Genomic DNA, 17,811 nt, shown 5'->3' on the forward strand with positions numbered 1-17,811 from the left:
AATCCAGCCATTGTTGACGTGTCAGCTATGTCTCCGAACACCCGTCAGTGATCTGTCCGGGCTAAACATCACGCCGGGGCATGACAGCGATGGTGAGGCGGAAATATGCCCAGGCAAGCTGCCAGCACCCTCACGCCAGCATCTTCACTCCGCCGAAACTCGTCACCCGCCCCTGCTTCAGCATCACGATCTGCGTGGCGAGCTGGCGCAGCTCGGCGGCGTCGTGGCTGACATAGACCATGGGGACATTGGCCTCGTCGCGCAGCCGCACCAGATAGGGCAGGATCTCGAGCTTGCGGCCCTCGTCGAGCGCGCCGAGCGGCTCGTCGAGCAGCAGCAGGCGCGGCCGTGACAGCAGCGCGCGACCGAGCGCAACGCGCTGACGCTCGCCGCCGGAGAGTTTTCCGGGACGACGATCGAGCAGCGCGCCGATGTCGAGGAGGTCGATGACGCGCTTGTGCTGCGCCGGATCGGGCGCGAAGCCGTTCATGCGCCGTCCGTAGTCGAGATTTTGCGCGACGTTGAGATGCGGGAACAGCCGCGCGTCCTGGAACACATAGCCGATGCGGCGGCGCCAGGTCGGCACGTGGATGCCGGCCGCGGTGTCGTCGACGGTCTCGCCGTCGATCACGATGCTGCCGCGGTCGGGCCGCAACAGCCCGGCGATCATGTTGACCAGCGACGTCTTGCCGGAGCCCGACGCGCCGAACAGGCCGATGACGCGGCCTTCGCTGCTGAAGGAGGCCTGGAGCGAGAACTCGCCGAGCTGCTTTTCGATGTCGACGCGCAGCATGGTCAATTCCCGTGCAGTCGCTGCGTGGCGCGGCGGGCGAACCACTCGGCCGCGATCAGCGCGCCCAGCGCCAGGATGACCGAGACGATGACGAGCCGTCCGGCCGCGGCGTCGCCGTCCGGCGTCTGGATCAGCGAGTAGATCGCCGACGAGATCGTCTGCGTCTCGCCGGGGATATTGGAGACGAAGGTGATGGTGGCGCCGAACTCGCCGATGGCCTTGGCAAAGCCCAGCACCATGCCGGCAAGCACGCCGGGCAGCGCCAGCGGCAGCGTCACGGTGAAGAACACTTTCCAGGGCGCTGCGCCCAGCGTTTCCGCCGCTTGCTCGAGCCGGCGATCGATCGCCTCGATCGACAGCCGCATCGGCCGCACCAGCAGCGGAAACGCCATCACGCCGCAGGCGAGCGCGGCGCCGGTCCAGCGGAACGAGAAGACGATGCCGAGATGGTCGGCGAGAAAGCCGCCGACCAGGCCTTTGCGGCCTAAGGTGAGGAGCAGGAGATAGCCGGTGACGACGGGCGGCAGCACCAGCGGAAGATGCACCACGGCATCCAGCACCGACTTGCCCCAGAAATCCCTGCGGGCAAGCAGCCATGCCAGCGCAATGCCGAACGGCGTTGCGACCAGCGTGGCGACGACGGCGACCCTGAGCGAGAGCAGGATCGCCGTCCATTCGGCGGGAGAGATGTCGAACATCAAGTGATGAAAATCAGGTCCAGATACAGGTTGGGAGATCAGGTCGTCGGGCTGACCAGGAACTTGAAGCCGTATTTTTCCAGAATGGTCTTGGCGGCCGAGGAGCGCAGGAAGGCGAGATAGTCGTTCGTCTCAGCCTTCGCGGTCGTGGTCGCCGCAACGGGATAGATGATCGCGGGATGCGACTCCGCCGGGAAGGTGCCGACGATCTTCACGCCGGGCTCGACCTTGGCGTCGGTGGAGTAGACGATGCCGAGATTGGCCTCGCCGCGCGCCACCAGCGTCAGCGCCGCGCGCACGCTCTCGGCCATCGCGAATTTCGGCTCGGCGGCCTGCCAGGCGCCCAGCTTCTCCAGCGCCGCCTTGGCATATTTCCCGACCGGCACCGACTTGACGTCGCCGGTCGCGATCCTGCCGTCACCGACGAGCTTTGCGAGGTCGAAGCCTTGCGCAATGGTGACGTTGTCGATCTTGGAATCCTTCGGCGCGATCAGCACGATGCTGTTGCCGAGCAGGTTCACGCGCGTCGGCTCGTTGATGGTCTTCTTGGCGATCGCATAGTCCATCCAGTCGGTGTCGGCCGAGACGAACACGTCGGCCGGCGCGCCCTGCTCGATCTGCTTGGCGAGCACCGAGCTTGCGGCATAGCTGACGCTGAACTTCACGCCGGTCTTGGCGGTATAGGCGGCGTCGATCTCGTCGAGCGCGTTCTTCATCGATGCGGCGGCGAATACGGTGATGGTCTTGTCCTCGGCGGCGGCCGGCGAAAGGCTTGCGCCCGCGAGGATCACGAAGGCGGTGAAAAGTCCTGCAATGCGTAACATGGAGCGCTCCCTGCGAATCCGCGCACGCAGGATGCGCGCGCTGGACTGGCGTTGGTGGGTCGGTCGCGACGGGTGGAAGCGCTGCTCCACGGAGCCCCGGCTGCGGCTTACGGCCGGCAGGGATATCGCTCTTGCGAAGATAACAGGGGCAGCGGCCTCAGGTCAAAGGGTTGCCGTTAGTCCGGCAAACAGCGCTATTGGACGGGCAGGATCGCGATTGCGACCGCATCCTCCTTGGCGCCACTGATCTGCAGCACGAAAGGCTCCGCGGACAGCTGGTATTTCACGGTCTTGCGGATGCCGCTGCAATCGGTCGCACCGCTGAAGGCCACGGGCTTGAGGACATGCCCATCCTGGACCACGTCGATCCAGGCGCCGGCGGACAGGCTGATCGTGTAGAGGCCGGCCGTGACGGACTTGACGCTGGTGAAGCCGGCAAAGGTGCCGTCTTTTGGCGCGCGCTCCGGCGGCGAGGGCAGCTTGGCCTCGCTTGGGGCGACCAGTCCGAGCGTGACGGCCGAGGACGGCAAGGCCGCTTGTTCGCTGCCTGATGCGAGCCTGGCGGGGTCCGGCGCGGCGAGGACGGCGCGCTCGCGCTCGACCGGCCATTTGAACTTGTCGCAGCCGCTGGGCTCGTCGGCGGCGGATGCGGAGGTCGCGCTGAACAAGAGCGCAGCGAGGAGGGCGAGGACGCGCATGTGAGATCCCATCGTTAGCCACGCGAAGGGCGCGAGGCTTGCGGTCAGGCTTGTTGAATGACGGGATGCGCGTCCCGGAATGCCGCGGGCTTACGGCACGGCGGCGGGCGTGATCCTAGCGTATCGTCGCGACGCGAACCAACCAACGAGTTCGTCATCCCGGCAGCGTACCCATCACTCCTGTCATCCCGGGGCGCGCGCAGCGCGAGCCCGGGATCCATAGCCACAGGATCGCATTGGGCGAAGACTCGGAGTGACCATCTGCGGCTATGACCACGGCCCGTGGCTATGGGTCCCGGGCTCGCTTCGCGCCCCGGGACGACAGCAGTGGGTGAGGCGGCAGCGCGCCCTACGGCTTCGCATCACCCGCATGCAGCACCGCTTTGCACGCCGCTGGCATCTGCGCCAGCGTCATCGGCGGCTTCGGCTTTGGCGGCTCCGGCGGCGGCTTGGGATGCAGCACGGCGTCGGAGAACCAATAGGCGAGATCGGCGGGCTTGCAGCCCTCGTCCTCGGCCTGCGACGGCTGGCCCTCGCATTCGCCGGCGCCTGCCGGGCAGCGCATGCGGATGTGGAAGTGGTAGTCGTGGCCCCACCAGGGGCGGATCTTCGACAGCCAGGCGCGGTCGCCCTTGGCCTCGCGGCACAGCGCCTTCTTGATCGCGGCATTGACGAAGATGCGCTGCACCGCCGGCTCCCGTGCCGCATCGCGCAGCACCAGCACATGGCTCGCCGTGAACACCTTCGGATCGACGTCGAGCCGGTCCTGGCGCACCATCATCACCGCCGACATGTCCTCGCGCTCCTCGCGCGAGAGGCGGCGGTCCGGCATCGGCGTCAGCCAGATGTCGGCATCGAGCCCGATCTGGTGGCTGGCATGGCCCGACAGCGCCGGCCCGCCGCGCGGCTGGGCGATGTCGCCGACCAGGATGCCCGGCCATCCCGCGTCCCTGTGCGCCCTGGCCGCGAGCCGCTTGATCAACGCGATCATGTCGGGGTGGCCGTAGCTGCGATTGCGCGATAGCCGCATCAACTGCCAATGATCGCCGTTGACCGGGATCTGCTCCGCGCCGCCGATGCAGCCCCTGGTGTAGGAGCCGATCACATGGGCCGGCCCCTTCGACGGCAGCAGCTTTCGCGCGAACAGCTCCTTGGCGGCGACATCGGGGTCGTTCGGATTGGCGAGCGGCGGCAGCGGCCTCGGGTTGACGCTGCCCTTGTCCTGGGCCAGCGCACCTCCGGTGGCCAGAAGCGCCATGACGAGCAGGAGTGGGGCGAAGCGGCGGGGATTCATGCTGATTCCCTTATAGCCCAACGCCGCCTCAGGGTTAAGAATGTGGCTTTCGCCCGGCCGCAATCTCACGCCGTCTTTACAGCCTTTGCCCGAGCGCAAAGCTCTCCCGACACGATCGTCCCCGTGTTCCCTGAGGTCGTCCGAAGCCCGCGTCTCTTCGCCGGCCGGCCCGGCTTTTAACAGTGCGATAACCGTATCCTGCATTGACCAAAATTCGTGCGCGGAAAGAGATTCGCTTCGATCCCGTATACAATCGAATGCGTGCCCGGAATTGATTCATGGAGAGGGCGTGTTTTTGCGCCACCTCTCGCCTCGATTGCGACGAGGCCGCATGTCTGGCGCGCCACTTGGCCCGCTTGCGCCTCGCAAACAGGCACGAGAGCCCGACTCTCGGTGCTCGCGAGGCGCTGTCCTGGCGCGCGCGGTCACCCAAGATTACTTTTTTTTCAGACACTTGCCCCAAAACTTGCGCCGCCGGGCGCGATTGGGACCAGTGAAGTTGGGTTTGAAGTCTCGAAAAGCAAGAAAACGAAACAAAGGCGTGCTTCCCCGGGCTGGCCAATCGCCGTGCAAGCCGCGCTTTGCGCGCGTGCCGCGAGCCCTTTCAGAGCGCGACGAGGTCTTGCGCAGCCGCGCGGAGGCGGAAGCTGCGATCGCGGACGCGCGCAAATCGCACGAGCGCCTGCGCCAGGCCGTCGACATCCTGCCGCAGGGCATCGTGATTCTCGATGCCGACGGCCGCTACGTCCTCTGGAACAAGCAGTACGCCGAGATCTACAGCAAGACCGCCGATCTGTTCGAAGAAGGCGCACGTCTCGAAGACACGCTGCGCATCGGCGTTGCCCGCGGCGACTATCCGGAAGCCGCCGGCCACGAGGACGAGTGGATCGCGGAGCGGCTGCAAAAGCTCTATCAACCCGGCGCGCGCCACGAGCAGAGGCTGTCGGACGGCCGCGTCATCCTGATCGACGAGCGGCTCACCGACGACGGTGGCGTGGTCGGCCTCCGCGTCGACATCACCGAGCTCAAGCAGCGCGAGGCCTCGTTCCGCCTGCTGTTCGACGGCAATCCCGTTCCCATGATCGTCTGCGCGCTGGACGACGAGCGCATCCTCGGCGTCAACGACGCCGCGATCGCGCATTACGGCTACAGCCGCGACGAGTTCGAGCGACTGAAGATCCGCTCCCTGCAGGCCTTCGACAGCGAGCCGCCCTGGACCGCCGACCGTTCGAGCGAGGAGCAGGCCGGCCGCACCTGGAAGCACGTCAAGGCCGACGGCGCGCTGATCGACCTTGCGATCTATTCCCGCGAGTTGACCTATGCCGAGCGGCCCGCAGTGCTGCTGGCGCTGATGGACATCACCGAGCGCAAGCGGGCCGAGGCGCGGCTCGCCTTCATGGCCCAGCATGACGCCTTGACCGGCCTGCCGAACCGCACCCTGCTGCGCCAGCAGATGGACGAGATGCTGCTGCACACGCGGCGCGGCGCCGAGAAGGTCGCGCTGCTGATTTTGGGGCTGGACAATTTCAAGGCGGTCAACGACACGCTGGGACACGCGGTCGGCGACAAGCTCTTGCGCGGCGTCGCCAAGCGGCTGCGCTCGACCTTGCGCGAGGAAGATGCGCTGGCGCGGCTCAACTCCGACGAGTTCGCGATTTTGCAGAGCGGCCTGACGCGGCCCGAGGATGCGGTGGGACTCGCAAAACGCCTGCTGGAAGCCATCGCCGATCCCTATCTGCTCGACGGCCACTCCGTGGTGATCGGCGCTTCCATCGGCATTGCGATGGCGCCGGGCGATGGCGATGAGTCCGAGAAGCTGCTCAAGAGCGCGGACATGGCGCTGTCGCGGGCAAAACTGGATGCGCGCGGCAGCTTCGCCTTCTTCGAGGCCGCGCTGGATGCGAAAGCGCAGAGTCGCCGCAAGATCGAGGTCGAGCTGCGCGACGCGATCCGCAACGACGTGCTGCGGCCGTATTATCAGCCGCTGATCGACCTCTCGAGCGGCCGCATCACCGGCTTCGAGGCGCTGGTGCGCTGGCCGCATGCCGAGCGCGGCATGGTCTCGCCGGCCGAGTTCATCCCGGTCGCCGAGGACACCGGGCTGATCAACCCGCTCGGCGGGCTGATGCTGCGCCGGGCGTGCCTGGATGCCGCGGCCTGGCCGGACGACGTCCGGGTCGCCGTCAATCTGTCGCCGCTGCAGTTCCGCAGCGGTAATCTGCTCTCGATGGTGACAGACGCGCTGAAGCATTCCGGCTTGCCGCCACGCCGGCTCGAGCTCGAGATCACCGAGACGCTGCTGCTGGAGAAGAGCGCGCAAGTGCTGGCGACGCTGCATGCGCTGCGCGCGCTCGGCGTGCGCATCTCCATGGACGATTTCGGCACCGGCTATTCCAGCCTCAGCTATCTCAGAAGCTTCCCGTTCGACAAGATCAAGATCGACCAGTCCTTCGTGCGCGATCTCGGCGCCAATCGCGAGGCCCAGGCGATCATCCGCTCCATCGTCAGCCTCGGCAAGGGCCTCGGGGTCACCATCACCGCCGAGGGCGTCGAGACCGAAGCCGAGCTGAGCTGCCTGCGCGCCGAGGGCTGCGACGAGGGCCAGGGCTTTCTGTTCAGCAAGGCCCGGCCCCATGCCGAGATCGTCAGCCTGCTCGCCGCGCAGCGCGGCATCGACGGCGACGAGGACGCGCTGGTGGCGTGAGCGGTGCAGCAGGCCGGGACAAGCCCGGCCGTGACGATCGCAAAGCTTTCGCGTCCCAAGGCATGCGCGTTATATGCGATGGCTGGCGGATGGTCGAACCTGTCGCACGCGGCCAGCGTCCCATGATTGGATCGATCGAACGGATGCGACCCCATGACCTCTGATGCGCCTCCGCTACTACCGCCTGGCCCGCGTTATGCCCGCTTCTCCAGGCGGTTCAAGGCCGTTCTGCTCGACTGGATGCTGGCGATGGCGCTGCTGTTCGGCGCGCTGGCGGTGGCCAGCAATGTCGCGAGCGACGGGCTCAGCCGGAGTCTCGGTGTTGCGGTCGTCGTCATCCTGCTGCTCTACGAGCCGGTGCTGGTCTGGCGCGCCGGCGGCACGCTCGGCCATATCTGGACCAATCTGCGCGTCGTCGACGATCGCGGCGGCAATCTGAGCTTCGCCAAGGCGCTCGCACGCTTCGCCATCAAGAGCGTTTTGGGCTGGTATTCGTTCGTGATCCTGGCCGCCACGCGCCGCAACCAGGCGGTTCACGATCTGCTCACGCACTCGACCGTCCAGATCCGTGATCCCGCCAAGGCGACGCCCGGCCAGTTCATCACCGAGCGGCGAGAGGATGATCCGGCGATGCCCTCGCGGCTGCGGCGTCTGCTCGTGACCGTGGTCTATCTGGCGCTCGGCGTCTTGCTCTATTTCGGCGTGCTCGCGGTGCTGGTCCGGGCCGGCCTGATGTCCCGCGCCTGCCTCAACCAGGACATCTGCAACGGAACCGACCGCATCGTCGACACCGCCGCCGCGGTGGCCTTCCTTCTGATGATCGCCCTTGTGATCGGCCTGGGCTGGCGAGGCCGGCTGATCGGTGCCCGCAGGGCGTAGACGGTGGTGCGCAGCTCGCCGCTGCTCAATTTCCGGCCAGAATCGCCTTCCCCACATCCTCGTAATGGCTGTCCCGCGCCTGGATCTGCTGGGCGATGGCGTGCATGTCGCGGAAGCGGCGCTCGAACGGGTGCTTGCGAAACACCGCCGTTGCCCCCGCCATGTGATAGGCGGTGTCGACGACCTTGGCCGATTGATGGATGGTCCAGGTCGCGGCCAGCCGGACCGCGCTGCGATGCGCGGCGCTGAACTCGCCGGTCGCGGACAGCTCGCGCCACATCGCCTGCGCGGTGGCATAGAGATAAGCGCGCGCCGCGCGCCAATCGCCTTCTGTGCGGCCGATCAGTCCCTGCACCGCACCGTTGTCGCGCATGGCGCCGGCCGCGAGCGAGGGATGCTTGGCGCGTGCGAGGGCGATCGCCGCATCCAGCGTGGCGCGCGCGACGCCGAGCGAGACCGCGGCAAAGCCCAGGCTGAAGCTTGCGCCGGTGCCGATCCTGTAGAGCGGTCCAGTCTCGCGCAGCGCGGACGGCACGTCGCGAAAGGCCGTGAAGCGCTCGGGAATGAAGAGGTCGCTGACTTCGTAGGAATCCGTGCCGGTGCCGGCAAGGCCGATCGCCTGCCAGACGTCGTGCAAGGTCGCGCTTGAGGCAGGGAAGAGGATGGTGCGCACCTCCGCCGAGCCGTCGGCATTTCTCCGTGGCGTGCCGTCGCTACCGTTGATGCGCACATGCGCGCCCAGCCAGCTCGCCTGCCGCGAGCCCGAGGCAAAATCCCAGCGCGCCGTGACGCGATAGCCGCCATCGACTGCGCGCGCCTCATGCGCGATCGCGCCCCAGGCGAGGATACCGGGCGCCGTGTTGAAGATCTCCTGCGCGGTGTCGTGATCGAGCGACGCCGCGATCATCGCGCAGACCGAGCACTGGCCCAGACACCAGGCGGTCGAGGCATCGGCTTTGGCAATCTCCTCCAGCATCTGCATGAAGATCTCGATGGGAGCTTCTGCGCCGCCGAGGCTCTGTGGCAGCAGCGCGCGATAGAGCCCGTTCTCGATCAGGGCGATGACGACGACAGGCGTCAGCCGACGCGTCCGCTCGATCTCGTCCGCCTCGCGCGCGATCAGGGGACCGAGAGACCGCGCTCGCTCGACGAGGTCGATTGCCCTGACCTTGTTCATGCCTCTTCCCGTGCCCTTCTTGATTGCTGTTCGACGGGCGGGCAGATGGTGGCCCATTCGTCGGGCTCGATCAAGAATTCCGCGCCTGCGCTGCGACAATCCTCCCCACGTGCAGAATGCTTGACCTGGCGCGACACGTTTGAGTTGCATTGCTGTCCGTTCTGAATTTTACTGACGGTTTTCAGGACGGGAGATTTTCAATGGTCAGTTTGCGCGAGCCGGGATTGGGACCGATTGTCGGTCACACCACTGATACGACGGCCAGGATTTGGGTCCGTGCCGCGGACCCCGCGGATGACAGGGCGCAGCTCGACGAAAATCGGCGCACCGTCGGTGTGATCGGGATCGTGGAGAACAACAAGATCGGCGAAGGCTATAAGATCGGTGCGGCCTGGTACTTCCGGCTCAACCGGGAATTTGACCGCACGGGCACCTTCGTCCTCGGCTCGGACGTCCAGCTCGGGTACTATAGCGCGACCGACCTCGACAGCGTGGAAGAAGTTGCTGTTGCGGTAACGCTCGACAAGAACGTGGTGGCGAAGCCGCTCACGCCGAATACGGCGTACACCGTCCGGGTCGGGGTGCTCACGGTCGACGATCCCACGCCGAACACGTCCCGGACCTCAGACCTGGATCTCATCGCGATCCTGCCGGACATCAACATCGTCAAGAACGATCTGTTGAGGCTCGATCCGTCGAAATGCGAGGCGACGTTTCGCACCTTCCCGCCTTCGGGGCAGGTCGCGGACTCTCTCGCCTTCCTGCTCGGATCGTGCCGCTATCCGGGGCTGCTCTGGAAGATCAAGGAGGCCGACCAGATCTTCGGACCGATGTCCCTGCACTTCAAGGACAGTTCGATCGGCCCGGCAGCCTCCTTCACCATGATGTGCGGCGACCAGATCTATGCCGACATGCTCAATCGCTTCGTTCCGATCCTGCGGGCGGAGCGGTATGACGAATTTCAGGAGCGCTATACGACGGCCTATTCAGCGCAGAACCTGCGCAATCTGCTGCAGCGATCGAGCACCTACATGATCCTCGACGACCATGAGATCGAGGACAACTGGACCCAGGACCGGCTGAAAGGCGATCCCGGCAAGCACATGGTGTTCAACTACGCGGTCACCGCCTACATGAACTACCAATGGAGCCACAGTCCGCGCACATGGGGGCGCCTGCTGTATTACAAGTTCGATTGCGGCGGCTACCCGTTCTTCGTTCTCGACACGCGCACGCAGCGCTACAAGAACAACAACGACCGCCAGCTGGATCACGGGCTCCGCGACAATTACATGCTCGGCTATCCGACCATCGACGAGCAACATCCCGGGCAAATGCGCAGGCTGAAAGACTGGCTTTCGCAGATGCAGAGGGAGCGCAACAACGTCCCGAAATTCATCGTCTCATCCAGCGTCTTCGTTCCGAATGCGATGGACGAACGGATCGGCGACCGGACGAAGAGAGGTCTCGATACGCTGCTGTTCGACGTCAATGGAAGCAATCGCGACGACAGCGACAGCTGGCCGGCATTCCCGCAGACGCGCAAGGAACTGCTCGACCACATCGTCGACGAATCCATTCAGAATGTCGTCTTTCTCTCCGGCGACATTCACTGCTCGAATGTCGCCGAGATCGCCTTCGAGCGCGATCAGGGCCAAAAGAAGAAGATCCTGCCTCTCAAGGCATTCTCGATCACGTCGTCGGCATTCTACTGGCCGTTTCCGTTCGCCGATGGCGATCCGAACGGCTATGTGCACGATTCCCGACAATCCGAGCAATGGGATGCGTTTCCGCTCAAGGACGGCAAGACGCGCATGCACTACAAGTCATGGGGCTTCACCCAGGACGACAATTTCGCGCGCATCGAGATCGACAGGACGAAATCGCGGCTCAAGGTTCGTGCGTTCGATCGCAACGGCAAAGCGGTTGCGAATACCGATGCAACCTCTGGCGCGAACGTTCCGCTCGAGACCGACCTTCAGCTGGAGCCCTGGCTCTAGCCGCGCGGAAGCCCCCTTGCGGCGGCCACGCTGCGGCCGAGAGCGAGGGGGCGTCGCTTGACCGAAAAAATTGGCGCTACGGCGGCGGCTTGCGCGCGCGAGTTGCCTGCTCGAAGGCATGGGCCAGCCGCAGCAGCTTGTGCTCGCTCCAGGCTTTCCCTGCGAAGGCGACGCCGAGCGGATAATCCGGCGTGTCCTTGCCGTCGAACGTTCCCGAGATGAAGCCGCCGCACACCATGACGCTGGGATAGCCTGCCTTGGCTGCAATCGCGGCGCCCGTCGCACCGGGGAACAGCACCGCGTCCAACTTGTGCTGGTTCATGTAGGCATCCATGCCGCGTGTCTTGGCCGAGAGCAGGTCCATGGCGCGCGCGGACTTGTACTCGCGCTCGCTGAGATCGCCCCTGGTCATGTCGGCGGCGAGGAAATGATCCTGGCCGAAACGCAGCGCCTTGCCCGCGTTGGCTTCGTTGAAGGCCACGATGTCGGCGATGGTCTTGATCTCCGTTTCGGTTGCCCAGTCCTCCAGATAGAGGTTGAGATCGTGCTTCAGCTCGTAGAGGAAGACGACCGGCGGCCTTGCGATGGTGCCCTTGTGCTCGCTCAGCGGATTTCGGTTGAGCACGGCCATGGTCGTGCCCGGCCCGCCGATCCAGCCGGAAGTCGGCATGTTGGCGCGCACGATGATGGCGCCGAGATCCTCCAGCACCTCGATTGCCTCGGTCATCACCTTGACCCTGTCAGGCAGCAGCTTGCCGTAGAAGCAATCGTTGAGGGGATCGTTGGGGTCGCTCGGCACGCCGATGCGCGCGCCCTTGACGGCGTCGGCGGCAAGGCCCGCCGTGTAGTCTGCGGGCCGCCGCTGCTTCTGCGTTGCGGGGTCGAGCGGGTCCCTGGCGGCCAGCACGTTCAACAGCAGCGCCGCGTCGCGGACGGTGCGCGTCATCGGCCCCGCGGTGTCCTGGCTGTGCGCGAGCGGCAGGATGCCGGCACGGCTGATCAGTCCGACCGTCGGCTTCACCGTGACGAGGCCGTTCATGCTGGCGGGGAACAGCAGCGAGCCCGAGGTCTCGGTGCCAATCGAGGCCGCGCACAGGCCGGCCGCCACCGCGACTGCGGACCCCGAGCTCGATCCACCGGGCTGCAAGACCGGGATGCCATGTTCGCCGGTCAAGAAAGGCGCGTAAGGGTTCTTCACCTGACCGCCCAGTGACGAATAGCCCGATGGCATGTCGACGGCGAGCATGTTGGCGAACTCGGTCAGGTTCGCCTTGCCGAGGATCACCGCGCCGGCGTCGCGCAACAGCTTGACGATCGTGGCGTCGTCCCTGGCGCGCGCCCCTTCCAGCGCCAGCGAGCCCGCCGTGGTCGGCTGCCTGTCGCCGGTGGCGATGTTGTCCTTGAGCAGAATCGGCACGCCGGCGAGCGGCCGCCCCACGGACGGCTTGATGCCGTCGCATCCGCCAGCGATCGTCCGCGCATCGGGATTGAGCGTGCGGACCGAATTGAGCGCGGGTCCGTTGCGGTCATAGGCCTCGATGCGGGCGAGATAGAGCTCGGTCAGCGTCGTGGCGGTGATCCGTCCGCCGGCCAGGGCGTCGATGATCTCGCTCAAGGACGCCTGCTCGAGCGTCGGCAGGACCGGCGCCTCTGCGTCGCCGCGGATCGGCTTGTCCATCGCGTCCTCTCGGGCAGCTTGCTGCGAATATGCTACCAATGGTAGCATTGGGTCCGGTCGCCCGACAAGCCGCGGACCGGTCGCGCGGCGCAGACGTGAGCTTCCAGTGCTTTCAGCGGCTTCAGACGAGCGATCCATGGAGTGCACGATCCGGCCCGCCCGCGAAGACGACGCCGATGGCATCAGCGCGGTGATCCTGCGGGCGCTGCGCGAGACCAATGCAAGGGACTACACGGACGCGATCATCGAGAGGATCGCGCGCAGCTTTGGCCCTGAAACCGTCAGGCAGCTGATCGGGACGCGCACGGTCTTCGTCGCTACCATCGACAGCCGCGTCGTTGGAACGGCAGGCCTCGATGGAAGCGTCGTCCGTACTGTCTTCGTGGCACCCGATATTCAGGCCCGCGGCATCGGCAAGCGGCTGATGGCGGAGGTCGAGCGCACGGCGCGCGAGCGAAACATTCCCGCCTTGACGCTCTCGTCCTCGGTCACCGCCGAGGCCTTCTATGCGCGGCTCGGGTTCAGGACGGTGCGCGACAGCTACTATGATGATGAACGTACGATCGTCATGGAGCGCGAGCTCGATGACGCGCCATAGGTCTGGTCCGGATCGGCAGCCGTCTTCGGGGAGAAGCGCATGGTGCAAGGTGTGACCGCGATGGGGCTCACGGCGATCGATCTCGGGCTTCGCGGCGCGACGAGCGGCGTGTTTCTGCTGATCATCCTCGTGGCGCTGCTGCGTCGCGCGACCAACCAGCAGGCGTTGTTGGGCATGGCCATGTCGGCCGGCGGCTTGTTCTACGCCATCACGACCGCGCCGTTCTTTCCCAAGTCTTTCTGGTGGTGGGTGTTGCCGGTCCTGTCTGCGCAACCCGCAATCTTCTGGTTGTGGGCGCGTGCGGCGTTCGACGATGATTTCGTGCTGAAGCGATGGCACGGTGCGGTTTGGCTGGCCATCGTCGCCTTCGGCTTCGTGCTCACGCTGGGTTGGGCGCGCTGGCCCGCTTTGGCCGGGGCCGGGGGGCGGGTCCTGTCGTTGGTCGCCCTGGGGCTGGCGGTCGCAGCCGCGGTCCAGACCGTCAAGACCTGGCGTGTCGATCTGGTCGCGCGGCGACGCCGGCTTCGGCTTGCGATGCTTGCGATCAATGTCGGGCTCATCGCCGTGGTGGCCGGCGCCGGCTTTGCGGCGATCCCGGTCATCGTGCCCGGCGGGGCCGGGAGTATTCCGACCGCCCTCTGCCTGTTCGTGGTGGCGATGCTGGCCGGCTTGGGGACTTTTGGCGCTCCGATGGCCGGCACGGCCAACGACGCCACGGCGGCGATCGCGTCCGGTGACATCGGACCGCAGGCCCGAAGGGCCGATCGCGCCACCGCCGGCGGAGTCGTGGTCGATCCCCTCCTGCTCCGGCGGCTCGACCATCTGATGACTGTCGAGCGCATCTACCGGCAGGAGGGCCTCGCGATCGGGGCGCTCGCCGCGCGGTTCGACGTTCCCGAGTATCGGCTCAGGCAGGCGATCAATGAGGGCCTCGGCTATCGCAACTTCAATGCGTTCCTCAATCGCTATCGCATCGAGGATGCCAAGGCGGCTTTGTCCGATCCGGCGCAGCGCGAGGTTCCGGTCCTCACCATCGCCATGGATGCCGGCTTCCAGTCGATCGGGCCGTTCAACCGCGCCTTCAAGGCCGAGACGGGCATGACCCCGAGCGAGTTTCGGCGTGACGCCCTGGCCCAGCCTCAAGCGGCGCCGGGCTCGGCGCGCGATCAGGAAATCGGCCAGCGGCGCCGGGACATCGGTTAGCCGATTTCCGGATTCGGCGAGAAGGTGCGGGCGCGATCAGGCAGGCTGTGGGGCTAGTCCTCATCAGCGAGCCTGACCATGCCCCCCCCGATCGCCGCCAATTCTGCGTCCGAACGATTGCACGCCCTCGATGCAGTCCGGGCCTTTGCCCTGCTGCTCGGCATCGTCCTGCACGCGGCGTTGTCCTTTGTGGCCGTCTCGCCCCGGTTCTGGTTCATCCAGGACACCCATCCAAGCGTTGCGGTGGGGCTCCTGTCCTTTTCCATCCACGTCTTCCGGATGACGACCTTCTTCCTGATGGCGGGTTTCTTCGCCCGGATGAGCTTTCATCGCCGGGGGATCAGGGGCTTCGTCGGCGACCGGCTGCAGCGCATCGGGCTGCCGCTGGTGATCGGCTGGCCCATCGTGTTCGCGGCCATGGCGTTGGTCGTGAACTGGGCAGCCCGGTTTCCGAATGGCGGTCCGACGGCCGGCATGCGCAACTGGCCGGTGCTGCCGAATTTCCCGCTCGCCCATTTCTGGTTTCTCTACGTGTTGCTGGAGCTCTATGCCGCCGCGCTCCTGGTGCGCAGCCTCGTCGTTCGGCTCGATTCGTCAGGTGCTCTGCGAACGGCGCTGGATCGTCTGTTCGCGGGGATGATGCAGAGCCCGCTGGCCCCGCTGGTTCTGGCGATCCCGATCGGCATCGCCTTCAGCCTCGACCCGAGATGGGCTGGCGCGGTCGGCGTGAGGACGCCGGATCAATCGTTCGTCACCAACGCGCAGGCCTGGATCGGCTTCGGCACGGCTTTCGGTGTCGGCTGGCTGCTGCACCGGCAGATCGATCTGCTGCGGATCCTGGAGCGGCGCTGGCTGTGGACTCTCGTGCCGGCGCTCGGGTTGATCCTGACCAGCTTCGTGCTGTCAGGCGTGATGAGTTCAGCGCCGGGCGCGCCGAAGCCGCCGGTGCGCGCCGAGACGCTCAGGCTCGTCGCCGCCATCCTGTATGCGCCGGCGATCTGGATCTCGACCTTCGCCTTCATCGGCCTCGCGCTCCGGTTTATGTCCGGCTTCAGCCCGGCCAGGCGTTACCTCGCCGACGCCTCCTACTGGCTCTATCTGATCCACATGCCGATCGTGATGGCGCTGCAGGTCGCGCTGTCGCAGCTCGACTGGCCCGGGCCGCTGAAGTTCGCGATCCTCCTCGTCGCGGCGCTTTTGCCGATGCTGGCGAGCTATCAACTGCTGGTGCGCTTCACCTTCATCGGCGTGCTGCTGAACGGCCGGCGCGCGCCGCGCGAGACGGCGCCCGCCGCCGCGGTCACCGGCGCGGCCGTGCCGTGACGCTCGGCTGCCGGCTTGCTCCGTCGTCACGCCGCCGCGCGGCCAAGGTCCAGCGAGGGCCTGCGTCTGGTCGGAAAGCTCAGCGCCACTGCGACGGCGGCAAGCCCGATCGCGAACGAGCCGACGTGCAGCCACGTGTAGCGCTGGAAATTGTCGAATACGAGCCCGCCGGCCCAGGGGCCGAGCGCCATGCCGAGGCTGGCAAAGGCCGAGACCGCGCCGAACACGGTGCCCATGATGCGCGCGCCGAAGAACTCGCGGACCAGCACCGCGTAGAGCGGCATCACACCGCCATAGGCGAGGCCGAACACCACAGAGAGCGCGTAGAACTCGCCGAGCTGGGCCACCGCGAGATAGGTCGCGATGCACATCGCCTGCACGAACAGGCCGCCCACCAGCACCGGCTTCGCACCGACCCGATCGGCGAGCGCGCCCAGCAGCAGGCGGCCGCCGAGGCCGGAGACGCCGGCGACGCTGTAGACCGTCACCGCCGTCAGCGGGGCGATGCCGCACACCATCGCATAGGACACCATGTGGAAGATCGGGCCGGAATGCGCCGCGCAGCAGGCGAAATGCGCCGCCGCCAGCGCGATGAATTGCGGCGTGCGCAGCGCCTGCGCTGCGGTCAGCTCGACCTCCGGCGCTGCGTCTGCAGCGGTGCCGCCTGCCGCGGCCGGCGCCGGCCGCACCAGGAAGCAGGCGGGGATCAGCAGCGCCCAAGCGGCAATGCCGATCACCAGCATCGCGGTGCGCCAGTCATAGGCCGTGATCAGCCAGCTCGCGGTCGGTGCGATCGTCACCGGCGAGACGCCCATGCCGGCGGAGACCAGCGCCACCGCAAGGCTCCTGTTTGTCTCGATCCAGGCGCTCGCGAGCGCCATCATCGGCGCGTAGAAGCTGCCGGCGGAGATGCCGATCAGGACACCGAAGCAAAGCTGGAACTGCCACAGGTGAGCGGCCTGGCTCGCGGTGACGAGACCGAGCCCCAGCAGAACGCTTCCCGCGAGCACCACGATGCGGGTGCCGAACCGGTCCGACAGCGTGCCCCACAGGAACGCGGCCACTCCCATGCAGAGGAAATCCAGCGTCGCCGCCGCCGACACCCCCGCACGCGACCAGCCCATCGCTTCCGAGATCGGTTGCAGGAACACGGCCAGAGAGAGCATCGTGCCGAAACCCACACAGGTCATCAGCGCGCCCGCGGCGACGACGACCCAGCCATAGTCGAAGCGTGCTGCCTTGCTCATGCGTTTCCCTGGCGCTGTTGGTTTTGTTGATGTGCGCGGGAGGGATGGTGGCTTATCTGCCGAGCTATTCCAACCGCAATTTTTTCGAATATTGATGGCTGGGCCGTGTCGGCGCGGACTGGTCTCGTCCGTCCTTGGGCCGACACTTCCCGGAAGGGGCATGGATCGCACCTCACGTGCGGCCGTCGCCCCGATCGCCAAAATTGAACTGGAGCAATGCCCATGAGGATCACCGTCGAAACCAGCGTCGCAGCCCCGATCGATCAGGTCTGGCAGGCCTATACGACGCCCGCCGACATCGTGAAGTGGAATGCGGCGTCCGACGACTGGCATACGACCAAGGCGACGGTCGATTTGCGGGAAGGCGGTGCCTTCTCGTCCCGGATGGAAGCCAAGGACGGCAGCATGGGTTTCGATTTCGCCGGCACTTACACGAAGATCGTCGAACACAAGCGGATCGAATACGCGTTTGGCGATCGCAAGGCCGAGGTCGAGTTCGTGCCCGGCGCGAACGGCGTCGTCGTCCGTGTCGTATTCGATGGCGAAACGACGCACTCGGTCGAGCAGCAGCGAGGCGGCTGGCAGGCGATCCTCGACAATTTCGCGCGCTACGTTGCGGCGAAGCAGACGGCCTGATCGGTCAGGGACCGGCGTGCCGACAGATGGCGGCATCACGCAATTTGCGATGCTGCCAC

General features: G+C 66.2%; 15 protein-coding genes. 7 read left to right on the plus strand and 8 right to left on the minus strand.

Annotated features, from left to right (window positions below):
* Positions 1-130 precede the first annotated feature (130 nt).
* From modC to mepA, 5 genes are all read right to left on the minus strand, one after another.
* Positions 131-793, minus strand: coding sequence for a molybdenum ABC transporter ATP-binding protein (modC, locus tag CO669_RS00005; protein ID WP_097657184.1), 663 nt, complete (start codon positions 791-793; stop codon positions 131-133).
* A gap of 2 nt (positions 794-795) precedes the next feature.
* Complete coding sequence (modB, locus tag CO669_RS00010; protein WP_097657185.1) at positions 796-1,491, minus strand: molybdate ABC transporter permease subunit; 696 nt, start codon at positions 1,489-1,491, stop codon at positions 796-798.
* A gap of 38 nt (positions 1,492-1,529) precedes the next feature.
* On the minus strand, positions 1,530-2,315 hold the full coding sequence (gene modA / locus CO669_RS00015; protein WP_097657186.1) for a molybdate ABC transporter substrate-binding protein: 786 nt from the start codon (positions 2,313-2,315) through the stop codon (positions 1,530-1,532).
* 194 nt (positions 2,316-2,509) lie between these two features.
* Complete coding sequence (locus tag CO669_RS00020) at positions 2,510-3,013, minus strand: hypothetical protein (protein WP_198963733.1); 504 nt, start codon at positions 3,011-3,013, stop codon at positions 2,510-2,512.
* Between the two features lie 349 nt (positions 3,014-3,362).
* Complete coding sequence (gene mepA, locus CO669_RS00025; RefSeq protein ID WP_097657752.1) at positions 3,363-4,307, minus strand: penicillin-insensitive murein endopeptidase; 945 nt, start codon at positions 4,305-4,307, stop codon at positions 3,363-3,365.
* A 541-nt stretch (positions 4,308-4,848) separates the two neighbouring features.
* Between mepA and CO669_RS00030 the strand changes: the two genes are divergently transcribed.
* Entirely contained in the window at positions 4,849-7,011 is a 2,163-nt protein-coding gene (locus CO669_RS00030; RefSeq protein ID WP_097657188.1) for a putative bifunctional diguanylate cyclase/phosphodiesterase, read from the plus strand.
* Between the two features lie 153 nt (positions 7,012-7,164).
* Complete coding sequence (locus tag CO669_RS00035; RefSeq protein ID WP_097657189.1) at positions 7,165-7,890, plus strand: RDD family protein; 726 nt, start codon at positions 7,165-7,167, stop codon at positions 7,888-7,890.
* A gap of 25 nt (positions 7,891-7,915) precedes the next feature.
* Here the strand turns inward: CO669_RS00035 and CO669_RS00040 are convergent, their stop codons facing one another.
* Positions 7,916-9,067 (minus strand): acyl-CoA dehydrogenase family protein, encoded by a 1,152-nt coding sequence (locus tag CO669_RS00040; protein WP_097657190.1) that lies wholly within the window; start codon positions 9,065-9,067, stop codon positions 7,916-7,918.
* 200 nt (positions 9,068-9,267) lie between these two features.
* Between CO669_RS00040 and CO669_RS00045 the strand changes: the two genes are divergently transcribed.
* Positions 9,268-11,067, plus strand: a complete 1,800-nt coding sequence (locus CO669_RS00045) for an alkaline phosphatase D family protein (RefSeq protein ID WP_097657191.1) — start codon at positions 9,268-9,270, stop codon at positions 11,065-11,067.
* A gap of 76 nt (positions 11,068-11,143) precedes the next feature.
* Here CO669_RS00045 and CO669_RS00050 read toward each other — a convergent pair whose 3' ends face one another.
* Positions 11,144-12,745, minus strand: coding sequence for an amidase family protein (locus CO669_RS00050; RefSeq protein WP_245444118.1), 1,602 nt, complete (start codon positions 12,743-12,745; stop codon positions 11,144-11,146).
* Between the two features lie 136 nt (positions 12,746-12,881).
* Here CO669_RS00050 and CO669_RS00055 point away from each other — a divergent pair, with 136 nt between their 5' ends.
* The 3 genes from CO669_RS00055 to CO669_RS00065 all read left to right on the plus strand — a co-directional run bounded on the left by CO669_RS00055 (position 12,882) and on the right by CO669_RS00065 (position 15,869).
* A complete protein-coding gene (locus CO669_RS00055) occupies positions 12,882-13,343 on the plus strand; it encodes a GNAT family N-acetyltransferase (RefSeq protein WP_097657192.1) in 462 nt (153 codons plus the stop codon).
* Between the two features lie 39 nt (positions 13,344-13,382).
* Positions 13,383-14,546: a helix-turn-helix domain-containing protein gene (locus CO669_RS00060; RefSeq protein WP_245444120.1), complete on the plus strand. Its 1,164-nt coding sequence runs from the start codon at positions 13,383-13,385 to the stop codon at positions 14,544-14,546.
* Positions 14,547-14,624: 78 nt separating this feature from the next.
* Positions 14,625-15,869 (plus strand): acyltransferase family protein, encoded by a 1,245-nt coding sequence (locus CO669_RS00065; RefSeq protein WP_097657193.1) that lies wholly within the window; start codon positions 14,625-14,627, stop codon positions 15,867-15,869.
* Between the two features lie 26 nt (positions 15,870-15,895).
* Here CO669_RS00065 and CO669_RS00070 read toward each other — a convergent pair whose 3' ends face one another.
* Complete coding sequence (locus tag CO669_RS00070; RefSeq protein ID WP_097657194.1) at positions 15,896-17,116, minus strand: MFS transporter; 1,221 nt, start codon at positions 17,114-17,116, stop codon at positions 15,896-15,898.
* 222 nt (positions 17,117-17,338) lie between these two features.
* On the opposite strand from CO669_RS00070, the gene CO669_RS00075 reads away from it, so the two are divergent.
* Complete coding sequence (locus tag CO669_RS00075; RefSeq protein WP_097657195.1) at positions 17,339-17,752, plus strand: SRPBCC family protein; 414 nt, start codon at positions 17,339-17,341, stop codon at positions 17,750-17,752.
* Positions 17,753-17,811 lie beyond the last annotated feature (59 nt).

This window comes from Bradyrhizobium sp. Y36 (genome assembly GCF_002531575.1).
Lineage (GTDB): Bacteria > Pseudomonadota > Alphaproteobacteria > Rhizobiales > Xanthobacteraceae > Bradyrhizobium.